This window comes from Bacillus sp. ISL-18, assembly GCF_018613415.1.
Taxonomy (GTDB): Bacteria; Bacillota; Bacilli; order Bacillales; family Cytobacillaceae; genus Neobacillus.
Genome location: NZ_JAGGQG010000033.1, coordinates 22602 through 46991, shown reverse-complemented (window position 1 = coordinate 46991; position 24390 = coordinate 22602). Strand labels below are relative to the sequence as shown.

Annotated in this window: 20 protein-coding genes and 14 tRNA genes; 31 read left to right on the top strand and 3 right to left on the bottom strand. The window is 40.4% G+C overall.

Going from position 1 to position 24390, the window contains the following annotated elements; translation table 11 throughout:
* Positions 1-26 precede the first annotated feature (26 nt).
* The 26 genes from J7E81_RS29470 (at position 27) to J7E81_RS30770 (ending at position 15777) form a co-directional block, all read left to right on the top strand.
* Positions 27-102, top strand: a tRNA-Val gene (locus J7E81_RS29470).
* A 162-nt stretch (positions 103-264) separates the two neighbouring features.
* A tRNA-Thr gene (locus tag J7E81_RS29465) sits at positions 265-337 on the top strand.
* Positions 338-364: 27 nt separating this feature from the next.
* Positions 365-449: transfer RNA gene (locus J7E81_RS29460), tRNA-Leu, on the top strand.
* 37 nt (positions 450-486) lie between these two features.
* A tRNA-Gly gene (locus tag J7E81_RS29455) sits at positions 487-561 on the top strand.
* Positions 562-566: 5 nt separating this feature from the next.
* Positions 567-655, top strand: a tRNA-Leu gene (locus J7E81_RS29450).
* A 34-nt stretch (positions 656-689) separates the two neighbouring features.
* A tRNA-Pro gene (locus J7E81_RS29445) sits at positions 690-766 on the top strand.
* A 20-nt stretch (positions 767-786) separates the two neighbouring features.
* Positions 787-862, top strand: a tRNA-Ala gene (locus J7E81_RS29440).
* Between the two features lie 25 nt (positions 863-887).
* Positions 888-964 (top strand) — tRNA-Met (locus J7E81_RS29435).
* A 25-nt stretch (positions 965-989) separates the two neighbouring features.
* Positions 990-1082, top strand: a tRNA-Ser gene (locus J7E81_RS29430).
* A gap of 14 nt (positions 1083-1096) precedes the next feature.
* Positions 1097-1181, top strand: a tRNA-Tyr gene (locus J7E81_RS29425).
* A gap of 4 nt (positions 1182-1185) precedes the next feature.
* Positions 1186-1259 (top strand) — tRNA-Trp (locus J7E81_RS29420).
* Between the two features lie 25 nt (positions 1260-1284).
* Positions 1285-1369, top strand: a tRNA-Leu gene (locus tag J7E81_RS29415).
* A gap of 19 nt (positions 1370-1388) precedes the next feature.
* A tRNA-Gly gene (locus tag J7E81_RS29410) sits at positions 1389-1462 on the top strand.
* Positions 1463-1467: 5 nt separating this feature from the next.
* Positions 1468-1541, top strand: a tRNA-Ile gene (locus J7E81_RS29405).
* 129 nt (positions 1542-1670) lie between these two features.
* Positions 1671-2480 carry a bifunctional DNA-formamidopyrimidine glycosylase/DNA-(apurinic or apyrimidinic site) lyase gene (gene mutM, locus J7E81_RS29400; RefSeq protein WP_215047696.1) on the top strand — a complete coding sequence of 270 codons (810 nt, stop codon included), beginning with the start codon at positions 1671-1673 and terminating at the stop codon, positions 2478-2480.
* Positions 2481-2682: 202 nt separating this feature from the next.
* On the top strand, positions 2683-3339 hold the full coding sequence (gene ccpN / locus J7E81_RS29395; RefSeq protein ID WP_308162309.1) for a transcriptional regulator CcpN: 657 nt from the start codon (positions 2683-2685) through the stop codon (positions 3337-3339).
* Between the two features lie 19 nt (positions 3340-3358).
* A complete protein-coding gene (locus J7E81_RS29390; protein WP_215047694.1) occupies positions 3359-4174 on the top strand; it encodes a pyruvate, water dikinase regulatory protein in 816 nt (271 codons plus the stop codon).
* Between the two features lie 2 nt (positions 4175-4176).
* Positions 4177-6846 (top strand): pyruvate, phosphate dikinase, encoded by a 2670-nt coding sequence (gene ppdK, locus J7E81_RS29385; protein ID WP_215047693.1) that lies wholly within the window; start codon positions 4177-4179, stop codon positions 6844-6846.
* Positions 6847-7113: 267 nt separating this feature from the next.
* Positions 7114-7305 carry a YbxH family protein gene (locus tag J7E81_RS29380; RefSeq protein ID WP_215047692.1) on the top strand — a complete coding sequence of 64 codons (192 nt, stop codon included), beginning with the start codon at positions 7114-7116 and terminating at the stop codon, positions 7303-7305.
* 386 nt (positions 7306-7691) lie between these two features.
* Positions 7692-10268: a DEAD/DEAH box helicase gene (locus tag J7E81_RS29375; RefSeq protein WP_215047691.1), complete on the top strand. Its 2577-nt coding sequence runs from the start codon at positions 7692-7694 to the stop codon at positions 10266-10268.
* Between the two features lie 185 nt (positions 10269-10453).
* Positions 10454-10609, top strand: a complete 156-nt coding sequence (locus J7E81_RS29370; RefSeq protein ID WP_215047690.1) for a hypothetical protein — start codon at positions 10454-10456, stop codon at positions 10607-10609.
* A gap of 108 nt (positions 10610-10717) precedes the next feature.
* Positions 10718-12241, top strand: a complete 1524-nt coding sequence (locus J7E81_RS29365; protein ID WP_308162307.1) for a M6 family metalloprotease domain-containing protein — start codon at positions 10718-10720, stop codon at positions 12239-12241.
* A gap of 167 nt (positions 12242-12408) precedes the next feature.
* Positions 12409-13878: a D-alanyl-D-alanine carboxypeptidase/D-alanyl-D-alanine endopeptidase gene (gene dacB, locus J7E81_RS29360; RefSeq protein ID WP_251028966.1), complete on the top strand. Its 1470-nt coding sequence runs from the start codon at positions 12409-12411 to the stop codon at positions 13876-13878.
* A gap of 247 nt (positions 13879-14125) precedes the next feature.
* Positions 14126-14992, top strand: a complete 867-nt coding sequence (locus J7E81_RS29355) for a deoxyribonuclease IV (RefSeq protein WP_215047689.1) — start codon at positions 14126-14128, stop codon at positions 14990-14992.
* A gap of 63 nt (positions 14993-15055) precedes the next feature.
* A complete protein-coding gene (locus J7E81_RS30775; RefSeq protein WP_251028965.1) occupies positions 15056-15328 on the top strand; it encodes a hypothetical protein in 273 nt (90 codons plus the stop codon).
* Positions 15329-15504: 176 nt separating this feature from the next.
* Positions 15505-15777 (top strand): hypothetical protein, encoded by a 273-nt coding sequence (locus J7E81_RS30770; RefSeq protein ID WP_251028964.1) that lies wholly within the window; start codon positions 15505-15507, stop codon positions 15775-15777.
* 112 nt (positions 15778-15889) lie between these two features.
* Here J7E81_RS30770 and J7E81_RS29345 read toward each other — a convergent pair whose 3' ends face one another.
* Complete coding sequence (locus J7E81_RS29345) at positions 15890-16606, bottom strand: hypothetical protein (protein ID WP_215047688.1); 717 nt, start codon at positions 16604-16606, stop codon at positions 15890-15892.
* Between the two features lie 234 nt (positions 16607-16840).
* On the opposite strand from J7E81_RS29345, the gene J7E81_RS29340 reads away from it, so the two are divergent.
* Positions 16841-17563, top strand: a complete 723-nt coding sequence (locus J7E81_RS29340) for a DsbA family oxidoreductase (protein ID WP_215047687.1) — start codon at positions 16841-16843, stop codon at positions 17561-17563.
* Positions 17564-17630: 67 nt separating this feature from the next.
* Here J7E81_RS29340 and J7E81_RS29335 read toward each other — a convergent pair whose 3' ends face one another.
* Entirely contained in the window at positions 17631-17933 is a 303-nt protein-coding gene (locus tag J7E81_RS29335; RefSeq protein ID WP_215047686.1) for a hypothetical protein, read from the bottom strand.
* A 250-nt stretch (positions 17934-18183) separates the two neighbouring features.
* On the opposite strand from J7E81_RS29335, the gene J7E81_RS29330 reads away from it, so the two are divergent.
* The 3 genes from J7E81_RS29330 to J7E81_RS29320 all read left to right on the top strand — a co-directional run bounded on the left by J7E81_RS29330 (position 18184) and on the right by J7E81_RS29320 (position 21771).
* Positions 18184-18936, top strand: coding sequence for a GTP cyclohydrolase II (locus tag J7E81_RS29330; RefSeq protein ID WP_215047685.1), 753 nt, complete (start codon positions 18184-18186; stop codon positions 18934-18936).
* A 178-nt stretch (positions 18937-19114) separates the two neighbouring features.
* Positions 19115-20065, top strand: coding sequence for an alpha/beta hydrolase (locus J7E81_RS29325; protein ID WP_215047684.1), 951 nt, complete (start codon positions 19115-19117; stop codon positions 20063-20065).
* Positions 20066-20178: 113 nt separating this feature from the next.
* A complete protein-coding gene (locus J7E81_RS29320) occupies positions 20179-21771 on the top strand; it encodes a long-chain-fatty-acid--CoA ligase (protein ID WP_215047683.1) in 1593 nt (530 codons plus the stop codon).
* Positions 21772-21816: 45 nt separating this feature from the next.
* Here the strand turns inward: J7E81_RS29320 and J7E81_RS29315 are convergent, their stop codons facing one another.
* Positions 21817-22794, bottom strand: a complete 978-nt coding sequence (locus J7E81_RS29315) for a ring-cleaving dioxygenase (protein ID WP_215047682.1) — start codon at positions 22792-22794, stop codon at positions 21817-21819.
* A 376-nt stretch (positions 22795-23170) separates the two neighbouring features.
* Here J7E81_RS29315 and J7E81_RS29310 point away from each other — a divergent pair, with 376 nt between their 5' ends.
* Positions 23171-24364 carry a glucose-1-phosphate adenylyltransferase gene (locus J7E81_RS29310; protein WP_215047681.1) on the top strand — a complete coding sequence of 398 codons (1194 nt, stop codon included), beginning with the start codon at positions 23171-23173 and terminating at the stop codon, positions 24362-24364.
* Positions 24365-24390 lie beyond the last annotated feature (26 nt).

Here is a 24390-nt window from a genome sequence, read left to right as displayed (position 1 = left end):
GAGTAGGACGTTGCCAGGCTTTTTATGGAGGATTAGCTCAGCTGGGAGAGCATCTGCCTTACAAGCAGAGGGTCGGCGGTTCGATCCCGTCATCCTCCACCATATACCTTGCCGGGGTAGCTCAATTGGTAGAGCACGACCGAATAAGCTTCCTGAATAAACTTCAGCATACTGACCGAGCTGCTGCTTGAATAATCTTTCTGAGGTCAGGATGACGGTAACAAGGACAATGTGCCTCAAATTAATATATTTCTCTTACTTTACGCCGGGGTAGCTCAATTGGTAGAGCAACTGACTTGTAATCAGTAGGTTGGGGGTTCAAGTCCTCTCGCCGGCACCTTTTCTATTAGGTTATTTTAATTATGCGGGTGTGGCGGAATTGGCAGACGCACCAGACTTAGGATCTGGCGCCGCAAGGCGTGGGGGTTCGACTCCCTTCACCCGCACCAATGTTTTTTTGAAACCATAAAAATTATTTATCATAATGCGGAAGTAGTTCAGTGGTAGAACACCACCTTGCCAAGGTGGGGGTCGCGGGTTCGAATCCCGTCTTCCGCTCCATATATGCCGGGGTGGCGGAACTGGCAGACGCACAGGACTTAAAATCCTGCGGTAGGTGACTACCGTACCGGTTCGATTCCGGTCCTCGGCACCATATTAAATTTTACGATAAGTAGAACTAAAAGTTTCGGGAAGTAGCTCAGCTTGGTAGAGCACTTGGTTTGGGACCAAGGGGTCGCAGGTTCGAATCCTGTCTTCCCGACCATGAAACATCTTAAACAAATTGGGGTCTTAGCTCAGCTGGGAGAGCGCCTGCTTTGCACGCAGGAGGTCAGGGGTTCGATCCCCCTAGACTCCACCAATGTTTTTTAAAAAAATGATAATATGGCGGTGTAGCTCAGCTGGCTAGAGCGTACGGTTCATACCCGTAAGGTCGGGGGTTCGATCCCCTCCGCCGCTACCATAATTATAAATATGGTTTTTTAAATGGAGGAATACCCAAGTCCGGCTGAAGGGATCGGTCTTGAAAACCGACAGGCGGGTTAAACCGCGCGGGGGTTCGAATCCCTCTTCCTCCGCCATTTTTATATTCTTTGGAGGGGTAGCGAAGTGGCTAAACGCGGCGGACTGTAAATCCGCTCCCTCAGGGTTCGGCGGTTCGAATCCGTCCCCCTCCACCATTTTAGGGGCATAGTTTAAAGGTAGAACTAAGGTCTCCAAAACCTTCAGTGTGGGTTCGATTCCTACTGCCCCTGCCAGATATTTTCTTTGATTTTAATACATGCCGATGTGGCGGAATTGGCAGACGCGCACGACTCAAAATCGTGTTCCGTGAGGAGTGTCGGTTCGACCCCGACCATCGGTACCATCTAGTATTTTAAACTTTTGCGGGTGTAGTTTACTGGTAAAACCTCAGCCTTCCAAGCTGATGTAGTGGGTTCGATTCCCATCACCCGCTCCAATAACGGGCCTATAGCTCAGCTGGTTAGAGCGCACGCCTGATAAGCGTGAGGTCGATGGTTCGAGTCCATTTAGGCCCATTAAAATATGAATGAATCAACCCGAACAGAGTGCTGTTCGGGTTTTTTTGTATCGATAAAGAAATAAATTTTATTTTCTGCTGTGTAATGGGAACGATAGTAGAAAATGAAATAAGGGAGGATTCCAACATGCCCGAGCTCCCGGAAATGGAAAACTATAAAAACCTGTTAACAGGCAAAATTGTAAATCAGCTCATAACAGATGTACAAATAAACCGTGAGAAATCCATCAATATCAATCCTGATCTCTTCAAAAAGACAGTTCAGCAACAAAGAATCATGGATATCAAACGTCGAGGAAAACATCTTCTTTTTCAGCTGGAAAATGAGCAAACACTATTATTACACTTAATGTTGGGAGGATGGATGTTTTTCGGGACAGAATCAGAAAAACCAAAACGAACGATTCAGGTTCGACTATCATTTGGACAAAACCATCTTTATTTTATCGGTCTCCGGTTAGGATACTTACACCTATATAATCAAACTCAAACAGAGGAAAAGCTATCGGACTTGGGTCCAGAGCCATTAGATTCGGAATTTACTGTAAATGACTTTTTAAAAAGAATAGGTACTAAACACGGTCGTTTAAAAACCACTTTACTCGATCAATCATTTATTGCCGGTATCGGGAATTGCTACTCTGCGGAGATTTGCTTTCAGGCTGGGATCAAACCGACCAAGGATATTGATGACATAAATAATGGAGATCGAAACAAACTCTACGATTCCATGAAAAGTGTTCTTCAAGATGGTATCAAGCACGGCGGCTATATGGATAACCCTCTCTTTAAAGGAGACACATTAACTGGTGGGGTTAATAACCAATGCCAGGTTTATGACCGCGAAGGACAACCATGCAATCGGTGTGGCACAACTATTGTCATTGAGGTTATCTCCTCTAGAAAAACTTTCTTTTGTCCGAGTTGTCAGAATTAAAAGATACCTAGTAGGGTTATAACATGCATACTCTTATAAAAAGACACTAACGATGTTTTAAGATCGCTGGTGTCTTTTTTATGTTGCTTTATCAAGTTTTTTTGCAAATAACTATTTCACTTTATATTTAAATGTTATATACTAAATGAAATTAAGTATAACACATTTAAATCGATTACACATATTATAACATGATAATAGAATAAAGGGGGTGGTAAAGATAAAACTTTCAAAGCGTCAGGACGAAATTCTCGAGATTGTAAAACAAAACGGGCCAATCACAGGAAAAGAGATTGCTGAAAAGTTGTCATTATCGAGGGCAGCGTTAAGACCTGACCTAGCCATCTTAACCATGTCAGGAAATATCGATGCAAGACCGCGTGTCGGTTATTTTTATAATGACAAATTTAGGGTTAAGCGCCAAGCCGAACGAGTCCTGCATCAAAGTGTCAATAATTATAAAGCCCACCCTATAGTCGTTGGTAAATCAGCCTCCGTATACGATGCCATTGTCCAATTATTTTTAGAGGATGTTGGTACACTTTACGCGGTAGATTCCGAAGGGCTTCTAGCTGGGGTCATTTCTAGAAAGGATTTGCTCAGAGCATCACTTGGTAACCAAAATCTCTCAGAGTTACCAGTCAGCGTCATTATGACAAGAATGCCAAATATTATCACCATAAATCCGGAAGAAACCTTACTTGAGGCAGCTAAAAAAATGATCCAAAATCACATTGATTCGCTTCCAGTTGTGCGGAAATCTGACGAACAGACGAATACATATTTGCTGGTGGGGCGTATTACAAAAACAACCATTACAAGGGCCTATTTAGAAGTGATGGATGAAAAAATAGACTAAGGGAGGAGTGGCTGTCATTTTGGCACAAAAAGAAGTAGTCTATGTGGTTTCCGACTCAGTTGGGGAAACGGCCGGATTTGTTGTAAAGGCAGTGGCTACACAATTTAACGGGGGACAGGTGGACATTCGTCGTAATTCTTACGTGGAAGATTTTGAAGATATTGAAGACGTCCTATTATTAGCCGTAAAATCAAACTCGATTATTGCTTATACGATTGTCATACCAGCTTTAAAAGGGTATTTAGATCGTCGTGCTGCCGAAGAAGGAATTATGGCAGTGGATCTGCTAAGTCCATTGATGAATGCATTCGAAACCAAATTTAATAAAGAACCGCATCACCGTCCAGGATTAATGAGGAAGCTTGATGAGGAATACTTTCGAAAAATAGAAGCGATTGAGTTTGCCGTAAAGTACGATGATGGACGTGACCCAAGGGGGCTACTAAAAGCCGATATTGTCCTGATTGGGGTATCACGTACTTCGAAAACACCACTATCGATGTACTTGGCGCACAAGCGGTTTAAGGTGGCCAATGTGCCTCTCGTCCCGGAAGTGCAGCCGCCTGATGAACTATTTCAAATTCCGAGAAAGAATTGCATTGGACTTATTATTTCACCCGATAAGCTAAACGAAATCCGTAAAGAACGGCTAAGAGCGTTAGGATTAGCCTCAAGGGCCAACTATGCTAGTTTCGAAAGAATACTAAAGGAACTTGATCATGCAGAAAAGATCATGAAGCGGGTAGGATGTCCGATTATTGATGTATCCAACAAAGCTGTGGAAGAAACTGCTGGGTTAATACTAGATGTTCTAAAAAAAGAGAGGAGCTTTTAAAGATGGAGAAATTTGTTTACTTATTTCATGAGGGACAAGGTAATATGAGAGACTTACTTGGGGGTAAAGGGGCAAATCTTGCCGAAATGACTAGAATTGGCCTTCCAGTGCCATTTGGTTTTACACTAACGACCCAGGCCTGTAATGCTTACTATGAAGCTAGTAAAACCATTCCAGCTGAAGTGGAAAAACAAACACTGGAAGCACTTAGTCGCTTAGAAGAAAAAATGGGGAAAAAATTGGGCGACCCTAAAAACCCATTGCTAGTGTCAGTACGGTCTGGCTCCGTTTTTTCAATGCCAGGGATGATGGATACGATCTTAAACCTTGGAATGAATGATGAAACCGTAGCAGGTTTAGCAGCATTAACAAATAATCCTCGGTTTGCTTATGATTCCTACCGCCGCTTTATTCAGATGTTTAGTAATGTAGTCCTAGAAATTGATACATTTTACTTCGAGCAATTCTTAGAAGAAACACGTGAACAGAAAGGATACAGTACTGATCCAGAAATGTCTGCTGAAGATTGGCAGGAAGTGATTAGTGGCTATAAAGATATTGTCAAAAAGCATACGAGAAGAAATTTTCCTCAAGACCCAAAACAACAGCTTTTTCTAGCGATTAACGCTGTCTTTAATTCTTGGAACAATCAGCGCGCCATCGTCTACCGCCGCTTGAATAAAATCCCAGATCACCTTGGAACAGCAGTTAATATTCAAAGTATGGTGTTTGGCAATATGGGTAATGATTCAGGGACTGGAGTTGCTTTTACACGAAATCCTTCAACAGGCGAACATGTTTTATACGGTGAATACTTAATAAACGCCCAAGGAGAGGATGTGGTTGCGGGTATTCGGACACCACAGCCAATCGTTACATTAAAGGACGAAATGCCTGGGGTATATAAGCAATTTACAGATACATGTAAAATTCTTGAACAGCATTATCAGGAAATGCAAGATATCGAATTCACGGTAGAACGCGGCAAGCTTTTCATCCTGCAAACCCGGAATGGGAAACGGACGGCACAAGCAGCGATTCGAATTGCCGTAGAGATGGTTCAAGAAGGCATTATTGATAAAAAGACGGCCCTGCTGCGCGTAGACCCTGATCAGTTGAACCAACTGCTCCACCGCCGGATTGATGACAAATTCCAAAAAAATATTTTAGCTAAAGGATTGCCAGCATCACCGGGTGCTGCAACAGGTCAGGTAGTTTTTGATGCTGATGAAGCGGAAAGTTTAGGGAATGATGGGAAAAGAGTCATCCTCGTTAGGCCGGAAACAACTCCTGACGATATTCATGGCATTGTCGCTGCGCAAGCAATTTTAACAAGCCGTGGAGGAATGACCAGCCATGCAGCTGTTGTAGCACGGGGGATGGGAAAAGCTTGTATTTGTGGATGTGAGGCGTTAAAAATCGATGTAAGAGCAAAACAATTTACTGTTGGTGAAACAGTGGTAAATTATGGTGATATAATAACAATTGATGGTTCCACCGGAGAAATTATGCTTGGGGAAATTCCCATGATTGACCCGGAACTTTCTGATGAATTTCAACTTCTTTTAGCTTGGGCTGACCAAGAGCGGAAAATGGGTGTACGTGCGAATGCAGATACTCCGGAAGATGCGAAGAAATCTTTTGAATTTGGCGCTGGCGGCATTGGATTATGCCGTACGGAGCATATGTTCATGGATTTGAAGCGGATTCCAATTGTCCAAAAAATGATTTTGGCTGATAATTACGCTGAAAGAATGGAAGCCCTAAGCGAACTGCTGCCAATGCAGCAAGGCGATTTTGAAGGGATTTTTGAAGCTATGCAAGGCTTCCCGGTTACCATTCGTTTACTAGATCCGCCGCTCCATGAGTTTTTACCAGATAAAGAGGAACTGTTAGTAGAAGTGACTAAGCTTCAAATTACGGATCCACGATCAGCTGAATTAAAGAAGAAAGAGCAATTGCTTAAAAAGGTTCGTCAATTAGATGAATTTAACCCAATGCTGGGACACCGCGGCTGCAGATTAGGGATGATTTATCCAGAAATTTATGACATGCAGGCAAAAGCGATCTTTTATGCTGCTGCACAACTTGCTGAAAAAGGCTTGGAAGTTCAGCCTGAAATCATGATCCCATTAGTCGGTCATGTGAACGAGTTGAAACAAATGCGCCAATTAGTGATGGAAGCAGCAGAGCTAGTTCAGCAAGAAACCGGGAAGAATTTCCATTATACAATCGGTACGATGATAGAAATTCCTCGTGCCGCCTTAACGGCAGACCAAATTGCCGAGGAAGCTGATTTCTTTTCTTTTGGAACCAACGATTTAACGCAGACCACATTTGGTTATAGCCGGGATGATGCAGAAGGCAAATTCCTGCAGGCGTATATTGAAAATAAAGTACTGCCAGAAAATCCATTTGCTGTACTTGATCAGGATGGGGTTGGCAAATTAGTTGAAACAGGTGTGAAGCTTGGCCGTGCGACAAAGCCGTCGTTAAAAACAGGGATTTGCGGCGAACATGGCGGAGAGAAAAGTTCGATTGACTTCTGTTTCAAAATTGGTCTAGACTATGTCAGCTGCTCGCCATACCGTGTACCGCTTGCCCGCTTGGCTGCAGCACAGGCAACTATTCGCCATGAATTAAACAAAGAAGAGGTTTATACAACTGCCTAAATAAACTTGGGAAAAGGATGTGAGCATCCTTTTCTTTTTTTATTTATTTGAATTTGGAGTAATATGTAAAAATAGCCAAAACTATCGAAAAATGAGCCAATAATACATGAAAATGAGCCAAAGTCGTTAAAGAATCGGCCATAAAACGAATAAAAGAGCCAATCCTCTTCTAAAATGAGCCAATCACAAAACGGAACTTTTTCTAAACATGATAATCTCCACATTTTCCGATTATACTATAATAAAAAATGAAAAAGGGGTCTATTAATGGGGGCAATTGAACGAGGCGGATACCGATTTGTACCAGAGTATAGTATCATCCAACAAAATGGGGCTATTCATGTGTATAATCGCGAGAGTTTTATTGAGGAAATTCAATTTAAATTTACGGGGAAATATCCAGAACTGGACAAAATTGAGGAATTAGTTGATGATTATTGTAATAAACATAATATTTAAAGAACACTTGTTCGATATTTTGATTAATGCTATAATGAACATGCAATAGCATAGTTATTCTCAAGGGTGGACGGCACATCTCCTAACAGAAAGGGGGTGATGCTTTTTGACAGTTTTTCAGGCATTGATGTTTAGCTTATCGTTTGCTAGTCTCATTGTCACGGTTCTGTCCTTCCACAAAAAAAAATAATCCACCCTTGAGCCGGCAAGCAGAAGCGGTGGATTATGGTCCGTAACGCCGATCCCCGGAAAAGGGAAGCAGCTATTGCATGACCGAGCCATTTTATCGTCATGCTCGGTCTTTTTTACTATACGATAATCTATACTCACATTATACATAACTTCGAGAAAAAAGGAAAATCAAATTTTCCCTGGAGGGATGAGATTTGAATAAATTAACCAATATATACCCTCAAGCGATTGAACAGACAAAAGTGAAAATTTATGAGGATATCAATCGCTATCTAGAAACTCAAGAATTCTTGCCGACATTTGAACAATATTTAGCTGACCGTGGCCACTATAGTGAGCAAATATGGGTAAATGTCTGGTTGAACAAAGTAACAAACGATGTACCAAAGAATGAAAAGAAGCAATTTTTAGCTGAAAAAGGGTTTGAAGTTCAGGGTGTTGATCGTAAGCTTATAAATAAGCTTTTTCGTGATGAAATGAGGACCTATTTGCCCTTTGATGCCATGGAATGGCTTCGAGAACAGTTTGAAGGCCAAAAGGAACAGTGGACTAACCGGTATTATGTTGCCAAGAAGAACTTCGTGAAGCGGGAGGAACAGAAAAAACTCGAAGAACAGAAGCGCTTAATACAAACGGAAATAGAGGATGTTGCAGTAGGTATTTTGGAGGATCAATACGAACTGTTTTATTTATACGTTCGATACTTTACAGCCAAACAGCTGGATGCAGATATAAAAAATAATGTAAAGTTCCAATCGGTTGATACTTTTGCCCTTGAAGAAAAACTGGTTGATCAGGGGGCATTCAATCCGTCTGCCTATACAACCGTGGCCACCTTTTTTGAAGAGCTAACCGGCGATATTCATAAAACCTTGCATTGGGGGAGGAGCTTTTATGAATACCAAACCTATTTTTTCATTTATGAAAGCTTAATTTCTGACTACCTGTCCGATTTAATTCCCCAGAAAGTACTCGAACAGCTGCCGAATGATCTTAAGAAAGATTTTTATGAAACCTTTCATGAAGAAATTTCAGCATCCTTTGTCAAGGGAAGCATCACACAGCCTTTATATGATGTAGAGAGCTATTTTATTGAAGATATTCAGCAAGAATACCTGGCAGATTTACTAAAATTATCAGAAGTCCCTTTTGACGAGGATGTTCATAGTGAAATTTTTGAAAAGGATTATCAGGAGCGGGAAATAAAGAAAAAAGCTGAAGAGGAGGAACTCAGGCGCAAAAAAGAAGCGGAAGATCGGATGATGCAGGATATCTTTGGGGAAGAGTACGACCCTTCGTTAAGACGAAATGTCCGCTATGTACTGCATATAGGTGAAACCAACACCGGTAAAACCCATCATGCCCTTGAAAAAATGAAAGAGGCAGCCAGCGGTTTATATTTAGCCCCGCTTCGCTTATTAGCACTTGAGGTTTACGACAAATTAAATGCTGAAGGAATAGCTTGTTCGTTAAAAACAGGTGAAGAAGAAAAAATTGTTGCTGGTGCGGAGCATATCTCAAGTACTGTCGAGATGTTCCACGAAAAAGCATATTACGAGGTTGTAGTTATTGACGAAGCACAAATGTTAACTGACAAGGATCGAGGTTTTGCTTGGTATAAAGCGATTACCAAAGCCAATGCAGAGGAGGTCCATATCATTGGCAGCCGCAATGCCAGGACGATGGTTTTGCAGCTATTAGGAGATGCTAATATTGAAATTCACGAATATAGCCGCGATACCCCTTTAGAAGTGGAAAAGAAAGAGTTTAATATCAAACACGTTAAAAAGGGCGATGCCTTAATCTGTTTTTCAAGAAGACGCGTGCTGGAAACGGCCTCTAGGCTGCAAAATGACGGCCATTCTGTCAGCATGATTTACGGCAGCATGCCTCCGGAAACGAGAAAAAAACAAATTGAGCAGTTTAATACAGGAATGACCAAGGTAATTGTTGCAACCGATGCAATTGGAATGGGTCTAAACTTGCCAATTCGGCGTATTGTTTTTTTGGAAAATGACAAGTTTGATGGAACTAGAAGAAGGCTGTTAACCTCACAAGAAGTGAAGCAAATTGCCGGTCGTGCTGGTCGAAAAGGAATTTATGATGTCGGAAAAGTCGCTTTCACGAGTGATATTAAGAAAATGCGCAATTTACTGGAACAGGAGGATAAACCGGTTCATACCTTTGCCATTGCCCCAACTAACTCAGTCTTTGAACGCTTTCAGCGCTATTATCACGACTTAGGAACATTTTTTGATCTTTGGGATAAATTTGAAAGCCCTAATGGGACGAAAAAAGCTTCTTTATCTGAAGAAAAGTCACTATATCAACTCATTGCAGGGACTGAGGTGGAAGCGCGTCTCTCATTAATGGATCTTTATGGATTTTTACACCTCCCTTTTTCAAAGAATGAACAGGTGTTAACGAGACAATGGGAAGATACCATGTATGCCCTCATCCAAGGCAGGGAGCTGCCGGAACCGACTGTAAAGGATCGAAGCCTAGAGGACTTAGAATTAAGTTACAAAGCGATTGGGTTGCACCTTTTATTCTTGTACCGGTTAGGGGAGCGGACGGAAGCCATTTATTGGGAACGATTGCGGGAAGAAGTGAGTGATCGGGTGCAAGACCGTTTGAAAACGGATATTAGAAAATTTGTTAAAAAGTGCAAAACGTGTGGAAAAAAACTGCCGTGGGATCATAGCTTTCCAACTTGTGATGCTTGTCATGCTGCTAAGTATAAACGATATCGATATGGTGAGGACTATTAATATTGAAAGTGAAAAAAAGGCCTAAATTAGGTCTTTTTTTATTACAAGGTGGAAAATGGCACTAAGAGGTGGGATTAAGTATAAGGACCTACATTTCGGGTATCTAAATAATGATAATATAGTAACTTTTTATTTATAAACTATTCTGATAAATTTGAATTCTACAACAAAAAGGGGTGTTGAATATGTTAAAGGTTCTGTCTCAATCTGCGTTCGCTTTAGCGTTAGCAGGGTGTGTTGCTTTTAGCGGGGTACCAACAAGTGGTTCTTCAACAAAGGCAGCAGCACTAAAAAATACATACGAATTAAGCCTCGCTCACTATGTAAGCGCATCACCTTAGCTTCAAGCTAAGGCAAAGGAATTAGGCAAAGATTTATCAAAAGTTGACCCTGCTGAAAAAATAGCGAACCAGCAAGGGGAAAAGTTTCAACAGGCTGGAGACAATCATGTGGCGAATCAGCCTACAACAGGAGATGTCCCAGTATTAGTTATTTTAGCCAAATTTAAAGAGGGAGATGAGCCAAAGGGGGATGTACCTGGACAAATCCCGGCGAAGTATTTTGAAGATTTAATTTTTGGTGATCATTATAATCCATATGAATTAGATGAATTTAAGAAGTATGCAGAATTCAATGGTGAAAAAGCTCCAACCGATAGAACGATGCAAAATATTTACAAGGAATCCAGTTATGGAAAAGTGAAACTAGTAAAAAAGGATAATACTGATCTAGTTTGGGTTGAACTTCCTAAAGGTGCATCCTACTACTTAGACCAAGATGGGACATATGCGGAAGGCGGAAAGTATGTTAACGGTAACGTTAATGGTGATGCCCATAATGGCGAGCTTGTGACCGATCTTTTTAAAGCAGCTGATAGTGTAGTAGATTACTCGAAATATGCTGTAAATGGACAAGTACCAAATGTATTTATTGTTCATGAAGGTACAGGTGCCGAATTCAGTGGGGACCCTGCGCAAATTTGGTCACACAAGTGGAACGCGTTAAGTGCCCAATATTATGGAAAGTATTATGAGACAGGTTACTTTACACCGGATGTAAACAAAGACGGTAAAGTTTCTTCAGCGGAAATGAGTACTTGGCAGGCTCAATTTATTAAAGACCATACATTAGATGGCGTTCTAGTTAACAATTATAATATCCAGCCGGAAATCGGCGGAAACGTAGCAGGTTATAATGAAACAACGGGTGGCTATGATGAAGCTTCGAAAACAGGTCCATTCCCTGGACAAGCTGGTGTGTTTGCCCATGAATTTGGACATGCCCTAGGCCTTCCGGATTTCTATGATACGGTCTATACATCAGAGGGGGTTGGAAACTACTCCATGATGGCAGGCGGTTCTTGGATGAGGTATCCTGATGCTGCAGCATACTCTGGTAACTCGCCAACCCATTTCGATCCATATTCAAAAATTTTCCTTGGCTGGGCTACTCCTAAAGAGGTTAAGCCAACAGATGGTATCCAAACCATAACATTACCACCAGTGAATGCAGCCGAATCAACGAATGGAATTGTTAAAATGGAGGTACCTGGTTCAAACGGTACTGAGTATTTCTTATTTGAAAATATTCAACAAAAAGGCTTTAATAAAGGTTTAATTCGTGAAGGAGCCGATGCTCATGGGCTGATTGCATGGCACGTAGATGAAAATGTGCTTCCACTCTATCAAACTGCCGGCTTCCGTCCAAATAATGTAGAGAATTGGATGAACAAACGTTTCCAATTTAATCAATCACAAACAGCCAGCAATGGAACGGTTGTTACACATTACGGTTTATCAGTTCTTCAGGCAGATGGTAAGTATGATTTAGAAAAGAATGTTAACCGCGGAGATGCGGCAGACTTTTTAAAACAGGCAGCAAACTTACTCCTGTTTCCGGAAACGTGCATACTGGATCTTATTACTTCTGGAAAGGCTACAGTGCAACTCCAGCTGATTCTGGCATTCATGTAACTGACATTAAAGAAAACAATGATGGGTCAATTACAGCAAAATTTTATTATAACTTTAACGAATCAAATTAAAAAGTAATGAACCTGGGTCTTTATGATCCGGGTTTTTTATCATAATTTGTAAAGGATGGGAAACACTGATAAGAAAAGGGAAGGCTGGAAAATAGTTTGATTAAGATAGATAAAAGAATTGTCATTATTTTCATAACGATGACTATTTCTTTAATACCCTATACACAGGTAAGAGCAATGACCGGTATACAGAGTATGACTATTCAACTGAACGAGGTCATCATGAAAGATCCGGCCTTACAAGGGGCGATTGCTGGAATAAGTGTTAGATCTGCAGCAAACGGCGCAATCCTATATGATTACCAAGGAGATGTCCGCCTGCGGCCTGCTTCTAACATGAAACTATTGACAGCCGCAGCCGCTCTCAAGGTTCTGGGTGAAAACTATACTTTTTCCACAGAAGTACAAACAGATGCAAAGAAAATCGAGAAAACCATTCAAGGGAATCTCTATTTAAAAGGAAATGGTGACCCCACCCTGCTTAAGGATGATATTGGGAATTTGGCAATGGCGATTGAAAAAATCGGTGTAAAAAAAATTAAAGGAAATTTGGTCGCGGATGATTCTCGTTACGATCATGTTCGCTATTCACTCGATATGCCTTGGAGTGATGAAACCGCCTACTATGGTGCCCAAATTTCTGCCCTAACTGTCTCGCCAACAAAAGATTATGATTCAGGTTCCATTAAGATAAAGGTGAAACCTGGAACGAAGATAGGAGAGAAGACAAAAATAACGGTTACACCAAAAAGTAATTATGTGAAAATAATTAACCATGCTGTAACAGTTGCTAAAGATGACAAAAAAAAGATTAAGATTGAACGGAAGCATTCAAAAAACACAGTAACCATTGAAGGGACATTCCCACTTAATGCCAAAGAAACTAAAGAATGGATCGGTGTTTGGGAGCCAACCCGTTTTGCGGCAACCCTTTTTAGACAAGCGTTAGCAGAACATGGGATTACGGTAACAGGAAAAATAAAAGCAGGTACAGTCCCTGAACAGGCAAAACTGTTAACCAAACATCAATCGATGCCGTTGTCGGAATTGCTTGTCCCATTTATGAAACTTAGCAATAATGTTCATGCTGAAATATTGGTCAAGGAAATGGGAAAATTAAAAAAAGGTGAAGGTAGTTGGGATAAGGGATTAACTGTGATGAAATCGGAAGTGGCTAAGTTAGGAGTAAATCCTAATATAATGGTTATAAGAGATGGATCAGGGATCTCCCATGTGGATAGTATTCCGGCCAATCAACTTTCTAAGCTATTATTTTCGGTCCAGAAGGAAAAGTGGTTTCCTGTCTACTTGAATTCGCTTCCTGTCGCTGGAAATCCAGAAAAAATGGTCGGTGGTACGTTAAGGAAACGCTTAACAGACCCTAGTATGGCAGGAAGAGTAAAAGCAAAGACAGGAACGATTTCAACTGTGACTTCTTTATCTGGATATGTGAACACGAAAAGTGGGCAAGTCCTAATTTTCTCTATCCTGTTAAATAATATGCTGGATGAAACAAAGGGAAAAAAAATTGAGGATACCTTCGTAACCATTTTAGCAAATCAATAATTCAAGATAGGCCTGTTAAATAGCAGCCTATCTTAGGATTTTCTACTTATTTTAATTCTTTCTTCTACATTTTCGATCTTCTTTTTACCTAATTCTACCACAGGAAATATTTTTATCATATAGATAGGAGAAAAGGTGTGAATAAAAATCCTTACTTTCTCCGTGAAGTAAAACCAGCATGCTGTATAGAAATAGCTGCGACTACAAAAAATAACCTCTATCACTTTGGTGGAGAAGGGATGATTCCATGATAATCGGTAGTCATGTCAGCATTAGAGATGGATATACAGGTGCAGCCGAAAGAGCAGTTGCAAATCAGGCATCCGCTTTTCAATATTTTCCGAAAAACCCAAGGAGTTTGTCTATCAAGGAGTTCGATCGAGAAGATGCGAAAAACTGCAGCAGTTTTTGTCTTGAACATCAGCTTTATTCCGTGGCCCACACACCCTATTCTACTAGCTTAACTCCAGTAATAGACAAACAAGAGCTAACGATTGCCTCTCTTCTTAATGATTTAGAAATTGCAGATGCCTGCGGCTCGATTGGGGTAGTTGTTCATTATGGCAGTCAAATTAGTAAAACAGATCCCCTCGCCAGTTATCATTTGATGTTAGATATACTCAACAGTGTACTTAGTCAGTGGAACGGAAGCTCTCTAATTCTCTTAGAAAATAATGCTGGTACAAAGGGTGCACTCGGAACAACCCTTGAAGAACTCGTTCAGATTCGAAACTTATGTGGCTATCCTGAAAAAATTGGTTTTTGCCTGGACACTTGTCATGCCTTTGCAAGTGGTCTTTGGAATGGGGAAAACACAGAAGAGTTGATTGCGAAAGGCGAGAGCTTAGGTTATTGGGAGCAATTAAAGGTCATTCACTTGAATAATTCTAAGTATCCAACCGGTTCCAAAAAGGACCGTCATGCCAATATATTTAACAGCAGTATTGGCTATATTAATGCGGATCAGTTGAAAGAACTTGTTGGGGCATCTGTACTGGCAGGAATCCCGTTGATTTTAGAGACTCCTGATGATGAGGGGATCAGTCATAAAGAAGAGATTGAAATGATAAAGCAAAAATGGAATCAGAAGTTTCTTGAAAATTTCGAGTGTTGAATTTACTATAAAATTAAAAGGTATATGAATCAAAGAAGCTTTAGTATATGGGAGAATGGGATTATGAATAAAAAGCAGGGACAACTTTTGTCGGAGCGTTTTGAGGTAGCCTTCAATCAGGTTCATGAGGCCTTAAGGGATATTGTTCAGATAAATGATGAGAGATTCGTAGTGTTAGTGAAAGTCGGGGCCAAAAAATATCAAATTATCGATACGTTTAAAAAAGATTTAGAGCAATATGCGAGGCTGAGAAATGCATTGTCCATGAAAAAATGGAGGTTGGCTTTTATATCGCGGAGCCCAATGCCAAGGTTGTACACCACATTGAAAAAATAGCCAATGTTTTAAGCCAGCCGAATTATGCCATGAGTATTGCCACAAATAGGGTGATTTACTTTGATTATCAGGACAGCATTTTAAAGGTGACTGATGCTAGTAAGGAGTAAGGTTATTCAAAATTTCCAATCTATCATAATAAAAAATGTATCGGTCTGTTGACTGCTGGCACCATCATGAAATGGATGGCGCAAAATATGGAAAATGGTATGGTGAACCTATCAACTATTAAGGTTTCAGATGTCATGGATTTCGAAAAGGAGCATTCTATTGAGATTGTCGCCAAAGATATAAATATCTTCGAAATAGAAAACATTTTTGAAAAGGCCCATAAAAAGAAACGCAAAATCGAAGGCGTGATTATTACTGAAAATGGGAAAATAGAGGAAGTTCCCTTAGGAATCATCACTGCCTGGGAACTGATTCAAATTGACTATACAATTGATTAAACTCAAGAAGGTGGAAGGCCATTATTCAGACTCGGCCACCTCAAGCCCTTTCTATATTGTTAATCAATTAAAAGAACGCATGGTAAAATACCATGCGTTTTAGGTTATTTAATTAAAAGTCAAACTCGCTTAATTGGTCCATGTGGCTGGCAATCATGGCGATAATCGTGGCCGCTTCTTCTTTGCTAAAAATAAAGTGGGATTCGTCTCTGATCAATTCATCTTCAGTGGTCCATATTCGGTTAATCCGTTTTAGCACACCATCACCTGTTTCCTGAACAACCCCAAACTGATAGGTTACTTCCACTTCGTCCTCGTGCTTGAAAGCCGTCACTTCAGGCGTGGACCAGTCAACTTCAATTTCCTCAAAAATATCATCTTCATTAACTTGTTCTGCTTGATAATATTCTTCGTCCATGTCGTCTTCAGCAGCCTCGCAGTCTTCTTCATCAGATTCTTCCTCTGACTGAAGGTAGACCCCATCATCTGTATAATGGTCATCTCCATTTATGTAGTCATGAAGACTAGCATGCACTTCATCGATAATCTCCTCAATATCTGAAAGGATGATTTTCGCCGTGTGTCCACTGTCAACATCGAAGCTATCGACGTAAAACTCTTCATTCTGCGGATCAAAGAAAAGGGTGCAGAAATATTCACGGTCAAGTTCTTCTGTGTCTACATCTGCTGTCTCCACAAAGAACTCAATCCTTGGATGTTTGGCAGCTCTTTCAATTGTCATTTGACCAACTTGATCATATTCTTCACAAATAGACTCTAGGTGATCCTGCAATTCAGCACTTACTCTGTCAAACCATTCTAACGACATCAAACATCCCATCCTCTCAAGGTTATCGAGGTTATTATTGCCAACTATTCACTATTTATGTTTGATTTTTCCCTTATCCCTGAGATTTTACGACCTGTATTGCCGGCTAGTCAAAGAAACTAAAGGAAATATCCATGGGAACGATTCATAATATACACAGGATGAGCACTTTGTATCGGTTTTTACATTCTTTATGATACGATGTACATAACCAATGAAAATCGAGGTGTAGACATGAAAATTGAAGTTTGGTCAGATTATGTATGTCCGTTTTGTTATATTGGAAAACGCCGTTTAGAGCTGGCGTTAGAACAATTTCCACATAAAGATGAGGTAGAAGTAGAATTTAAAGCATTTGAACTTGACCCAAATTCCCCACCGTACAAGGGGGAAAGCATTCATGACGTACTTGCCAAAAAGTATCGGATGAGTGTGGAACAGGCAAAACAAGCTAACCAGAATGTTGGACAACAGGCCGCAACGGTAGGTTTATCGTATCAATTTGATGAAATGAAGCCTACTAATACATTTGATGCCCATCGTCTAGCAAAGTTTGCTGAAACTAAAGGAAAAGCGGCTGAAGTATCTGAAAAATTGTTACAGGCTTACTTCACAGAGGGAAAGAATATCGGGGATCTTGATACATTAGCAGACCTTGCGGAAACCTCAGGGTTGGACCGCAAAGAAGTGTTAAATGTTCTTCAGGATAAAACTGTATTTGCCAATGAAGTTCGTGCAGATGAGGCAGTAGCCCAGCAATACCAGATTGGCGGGGTACCGTATTTTGTTATTAACTCAAAGTATGCAATATCTGGTGCACAGCCGCTTGAGACATTTAAGGGTGCCTTACAAAAGGTTTGGGAGGAAGAAGCACCTAAACCAGTGTTTCAGGATCTCTCAACTGAACAGGATGTCAGCTGTGCAGATGGGAACTGTTTGATTCCTGAAAAAGAATAAATGAATTAAGTCATAATAAAAACGGGAAAGGTTTATTATATCTTTTCCCGTTTTTATTCGTTACAGCTCATCTAGGTCTTCTTCTCTTTCGGAACTCCCACATGTTTCCATCCGCCCAACAAATTTTCGTTTGGGTATTGCCGTGATCTGAGTTCTGCCATTTTGATTTTCCACAGTTTCTTGGATGTTCTCTAGATGGACTCATTTGGATATCCGAAGGTGATTCGGAAGATCTGTGATCGCTTGAACTGCTATCACTGGATGAGGATTCATGATGATCAAAGAGGGGCCTAAACATAAAGTCACCAAAGCCGCCCCGTCTTACATCTGCTGACTTACTTTCGCTTTCTTCAGATGAAAAATCACTCATTATATTGCCCTCCTTACAAGCTAGAAAAGAGAGTACGATAATTTACAATAGAACATTTTCTCGCCTGACCCACTCTTCTTTTACCAATTTACGTACCAAAGACTGTCCATGTTTGGGACAAAAGCCTAAACGCAGAAAAAAAGGTGACTATAGTGAAAATGGTGCCTGACACCATCACCTTCTAGAGAAATCTTCCAAGAATGCCAATGGGGCAGTAGTTAAACACTATGCTAAAAAGGAGTGCTTAAATTTGAAGCAAACACTCGATGCTAAAGTAATTTCTGTTTTGGAAGACAAAATTCAGTTAATTAAAACAGATAAAGGGGCTATTTATTTAGTTGGTCCTATCCGTCTGCCCGTGAATTTGTATGGTGAAACGGTTGTGTTTAAATGGTATTGCTGGCTAAATTGTGATGAAGTAACAGAAGATTTTCAACGAATTATTGATAAATTATCATCGGTAAACTTAGCGGAATTCCAGCAATCAAGTGTTTTAGCCTATGGGGATTTTGAATATGGAGACGATGCCATTATCCGGTTTCATTCCATTTGCCATACAGGAGATATTTTTGGAAGTAAGCGATGTGATTGTGGTTTCCAATTAAAGCAATCCATGAAAATGATCTCTGACCACGGAACGGGGGCATTATTTTACTTAGCGAACCATGAAGGAAGAGGAATCGGTCTTTTTAGCAAAGCCATGGCTTATATTTTGCAGGAGAATGGCTATGATACAGTTGAGGCCAATGAGGCCCTTGGCTTTGTCGATGATTCTAGAAATTATGGAGATGCTATTCTCGTCCTTAAAGCATTGCGCGCTAAACCAGTTTCATTAATCACGAACAATCCTAAAAAGCTAAAAGCATTAAAGAATGCTGGTTTAGAGGTTTCGGGCAGGGAATCGTTATGGGGAGATATTTCAGAATACAACGAGAAGTATTTGAAGACCAAAATCAATAAGTCTGGTCATTTAAACGAAGAAGGCACGTGTTGTAATGACTAAAGGTCTACCAGTGAAATAACTTAGAATACGACGATTACAGAGCTAATCTTTGAATTGAGATTAGTTCTTTTTTGTAGAGGAAATAAAAATGAAAGCGATTGCTAAGTACAGAAGGATATTTAAACTTAATAGCGAAGTAATAAATGTAAGATTATTCCACGTGAAAGAGGGCGAACTGATGTCTCTTGATCCACAAACGAAAATGTTACTAGATTACTTAGCTTCTTTAGGTACACCGCCATTAGAAACGTTAACACCTGAGTTGGCTAGGAAAGCTTTTCAGCTTCCCCAGGGGGAGATCGAGCCGGTAGGAAAAGTGGAAGACCGGAAAATCCCAGGTCCCGAAGGTGAAATTCCTGTCCGAATCTATTATCCACAAGAGGCTCAAACAAGATATCCTGCACTTATTTATTACCACGGCGGTGGATGGGTGGTCGGCAATATTGACTCACATGATAATATCTGCAGGGCATTAACAAATCTTGCAAATTGTGTAACGATTTCTGTTGATTATCGATTAGCACCTGAACATAAATTTCCAGCTGCCGTTTATGATTGCTACGCGGCAGTAGAATATGTGTCTGAACATGCGGATGAGTTTCAAGTGGACCCAGAGCGAATTGCTGTGGGCGGGGATAGTGCGGGGGGTAATCTTGCAGCTGTTATCTCAAATTTGGCTCAGGACAAACAGACCCCGGCAATTTGTTTCCAACTACTACTTTATCCTGCAACAAACATTTGGGGTGAACCAACTCCGTCTATGCTCGAAAATGCAGAAGGTTATTTTTTAACTAGAGGAACAATGGAATGGTTCCTTGACTGTTATTCGAACGGGGAAGAAGAGGACAAGGGTAATCCACTTTTAGCACCAATTTTATATAAAAATGTCAGCGGACTTCCACCAGCTCTTGTTATTACAGCCGAATGCGATCCGCTCCGAGACGAAGGGGAACTTTATGCGAAAAAGCTGGAGGATGCTGGCGTAAAGGTAGAGTTAGTGCGTTATGATGGAACAATTCATGGTTTCATGAGCATGGCTTCCGTCATAGGACTTGGAAAGGCTGCCCTTGAAAAATCAGGCTTGGCCTTAAAAGAAGTATTTTATCCAGTCAAAAGCTCTATTAAATAACATCGTCCCAACTTAAAACATATGCTTTACAGGCATATGTTTTTTTGAAATATTTTTGAGGAATACAATGAATTATTAAATGAATATCCAAATTATAAAAAGGAGTGGATAAGATGTTTTCACCACTAACGCCACTTGATTGGAAACGGAGAGCAATCAAGTATTATCCGAAAAAGACAGCAGTTATTGATGGTGAGAAAGAATTTACATACACAGAATTTGGACAACGAGTCGATCAGCTTTCAACTGCTCTGCACCATGCAGGTATACGGGAAGGAGAGCACGTAGCTGTTATGCTGCCTAACACCCATTACATGTTGGAATGTTTTTATGGGATTTGTCAGCTTGGTGCGGTAATGGTCCCCTTGAATTACCGGTTATCAGCAAAAGATTTAGAGTATATTATCAAGCATAGTGATGCGAAGATGTTAATCGTCGATGAGGAGTTTACTAAACCAATTGAGGAAATAGTTGAAAAACTAGCTTTGGATCAAATAATTATTGTGCGTGTACCTGGACAAGAATCGACTTTAAATGGAATAGACTATGAGGATATTCTTCAGCATGCCGTGGAAAAAGCCGATTTTCCTGTGGTTGAGGTTGATGAAAATCAGTTGCTTACATTAAATTACACTAGTGGGACCACTTCTCATCCGAAGGGTGTCATGCTTACCCACCGTAGTAATTATTTGAATGCTGCTAATTTCATGTACCACCTGGGCGTAAACCATGATGATGTTTATCTTCACACATTGCCAATGTTTCATGCAAATGGCTGGGGAGGAGTCTGGGCGATTACTGCTGCAGGTGGGACCCATGTTTGCTTGCGCAAGGTAGATCCACCATTAATCCTGAATCTGTTTGAAACCAAAAAGATTTCATTACTTTGCGGTGCTCCAACTGTGATTAATATGTTAGTAAACGAACCAAAAGCGAAGGATATAAAAGTGAAAACCCATCCGCGGATGGCGACAGCCGGTGCACCACCAGCAGCAGCTCTTATTCAAAAGGCACAGGAGATACTAGGACTGAAGATGATTCATGTTTACGGTCTGACAGAAACTTCCCCATTTATTCTTTACTGTGAATGGAAACAAGAGTTTGATACAAAATCTGCTGATGATCAGGCGACGATTAAAGCAAGACAAGGGATTGAACTTGCCTTTAATGGCGAAACAAAGGTCGTTCGTCAGGACGGTGAAGAAGTGGCCTGGAATGGAAGAGAGTTAGGTGAAATTGTCACCCGCGGCAATGTCGTCATGTCGGGGTATTACAAAGACCCTCAAAATACAGCTGCAGCGATAAGAGATGGCTGGTTTCATACCGGGGATTTGGCAGTCACGCATCCAGATGGATACATTGAAATCCAAGACCGTGCGAAGGATTTGATTATTTCTGGTGGAGAGAATATTTCTTCCACAGAAGTAGAAGGTGTGTTGTATAAGCATCCATCAGTTTTAGAAACGGCAGTAATTGCGATACCAGATGAAAAATGGGGCGAGGTACCAAAGGCCATTATTGTTTTAAAACCTGATGCAGCCGTAACAGAAGAAGGAATTATTGAGTTCTGCCGTGCCAACATGGCCCACTTTAAAGCACCTAAAACAGTTGAATTTGTGGAAGCGTTACCAAAAACAGCGACAGGTAAACTGCAAAAATATCGTCTCCGTGAAATGTACTGGAAGGGCCCTAAGAAGGTAAATTAAATTTTAAAGGCAGTGATTTTTTAAATAATCACTGCCTTTTACTATCTATTCTTTAATGAATTCTATCGTGCTTCTTACTGTATTAATAGGGCGGACATAACTTTCAATTTGTTCACGTTTTGGTTCAAGGAATGGCGGCAAAGAAAGCTTTTCACCAAGAGTTTCATAAGGTTCATCACCCATAAATCCTGGACCGTCAGTGGCAAACTCGAATAGAATTTGCGAAGCAACACGTACATACAAGGAAGCAAAGAAGAAACGGTCGACGAAACCAGAAGTTTGGAAACCGAAACCTTCCATTCGGTTAATCCATTCATCTAATACAGACCGGTCTTCTACACGGAAAGCTGCATGATGAACAGTTCCGAATCCTTGCTGTGCGGGTGGAAGAATTGCATTATATTCGACCACAACCTGCGCTCCATTTCCGCCTTCACCAACTTCAAATAGATGAAATGAGCCTTCATGGGCTATTTCTTTGAACATAAGGACTTTTTCCATCATTTCTTTAAAATAATCAAAGTTAGCTACCCGCACAAAAATAGGTCCTAGTCCTGTAATCGCAAATTCCAATGGGATAGGTCCTTTTTGCCATGGAGTCCCGGGAGCAACTCCTTCATTCATCTCATCAGAAATCAATTGATAGTGTTGATCATCGAAATCAACGAATGACAATGTCTTTACCCCAAATTGTTCTTTAATGCCAGTATGATTGACTTCTAAGCGGTCAAATCGCTTGACCCAATATTCTAGTGCAGCATCACTTGGTACCCGGAAGGATGTTTTATAAATCTCATTCGTGCCATGTTTACCTTTTGGAATACCAGGAAAATCGAAAAAGGTCATATCAGTTCCAGGGCTTCCCTGATCATCCGCAAAAAATAGGTGGTAGGTTTGGATATCATCTTGGTTGACCGTTTTCTTTACAAGGCGCATCCCTAAAATATGAGTAAAAAATTGATAATTTTTTTCGGCACTGCTCGTAATCGCTGTTACATGGTGAATACCTTTTAAATGGTTCATCTATAAACGCTCCTTTTCTATTTATGATTCTCTCCTAGTGATAATCCACTCTAATAAGTTTTAGGATTATCATGAATATTTATCTCAAAACTATTTATCTTTAATTCAAGATAAATATATCATTGAAAAAAGAGTTTGTCAAATAAATGATTTTATAAATGACATGTCCTTTACTTATATCTGAAAATCTGACAATACTAGTCAGTTTCTTGTGGTACCGCTTTTTTTCTGTCGATAAAAAAGCCTGACTTCTTCACAAAGCTGTAACAGCTTCAACGGAAAAATGGAAAAAATCGGAGATAATAAAAGTATAAGTAGAACGAAAATTACCTTACACGAACTAAAGTTTGAAAAAATGAAGAGCAGGAGGTAGACGATGAAAAAACAAAAGTGGATTGCATTACTGCTGGCTGGTGGAAAAGGAACAAGACTAAATCTGCTTACCAAAACATTAGTTAAACCTGCTGTGCCTTTTGGCGGGAAGTACCGGATCATTGACTTTGCTCTAAGTAATTGCTGGAATTCCGGGGTAGAAACGGTTGGGATTTTGACACAATATAGACCATTCGAGCTGCATGCTCATCTTGGCCGTTGTCATTATGGGAATCATTACAACCCTTATGGAGGGTTGACCATTCTTCCACCCTACCAGCGAAGTGACTCCGGTGTAGAATGGTATGAGGGAACTGCACATGCTGTCTTTCAAAATATTGAGTTTATTGAACAATCCAATCCAGAGCATGTTCTCGTTTTGTCTGGCGATCAAATCTACAAAATGGATTATTCTATTATGCTGGAGCAGCATATGGAGACAAACGCAGATTGTACGATAGCCGTAGTGGAGGTTCCCTGGGCGGAAGCTAATCGTTTTGGGCTGATGAAGACGGATCCGTTGACTTATAAAATAACCAGCTTTGAAGAAAAGCCTAAAAACCCGACATCTAATCTAGCATCTATGGGCGTCTATATTTTTAAATGGCCGATATTAAAAGAATATTTGCTGCGTGAAGAACTAAAGGAATTTAGTAATCGAGATTTTGGTAAGGATATTATTCCTTCCATGTTAAGTGATCACTTACAGCTGTATGCATATTATTATCATTATTATTGGAAGGATGTAGGCACCGTTCATAGTTATTGGGAAGCAAACTTGGATTTATTATCAGGTGAAAAAAATATTTTTTTGCAAAACCCTGATTGGAGAATTCAGACTGCCCATTATGATGAACCCCCGTTATACTTTGATGTGCGTGCCAAGATGCATCAAAGCATTGTAAGCGACGGCTGTGAAATATATGGAACCATTGAAAATTCAGTTTTGTTTAGTGGTGTAAAAGTAGGAAAAGGAGCGCGAATCAAAAATGCCGTTATCTTGCCTCAGACCATTATTGGAGAGAATGTTTGGATTGAAAATGCCGTGGTGGGAAGCCAAACACAAATTATGGATGGGGTCATTATCGTTTCTAAAAATGCTGATGCCCATTTATTGGTCGTGGGTCATAATGAAATCATTAACCCTGCCTTGCAAGATTTTTCTAGTAAAAACAAGGTGATCTCAGTAGTTTCTTAAACGAGAAAACGGTATGTGAAGCCGTG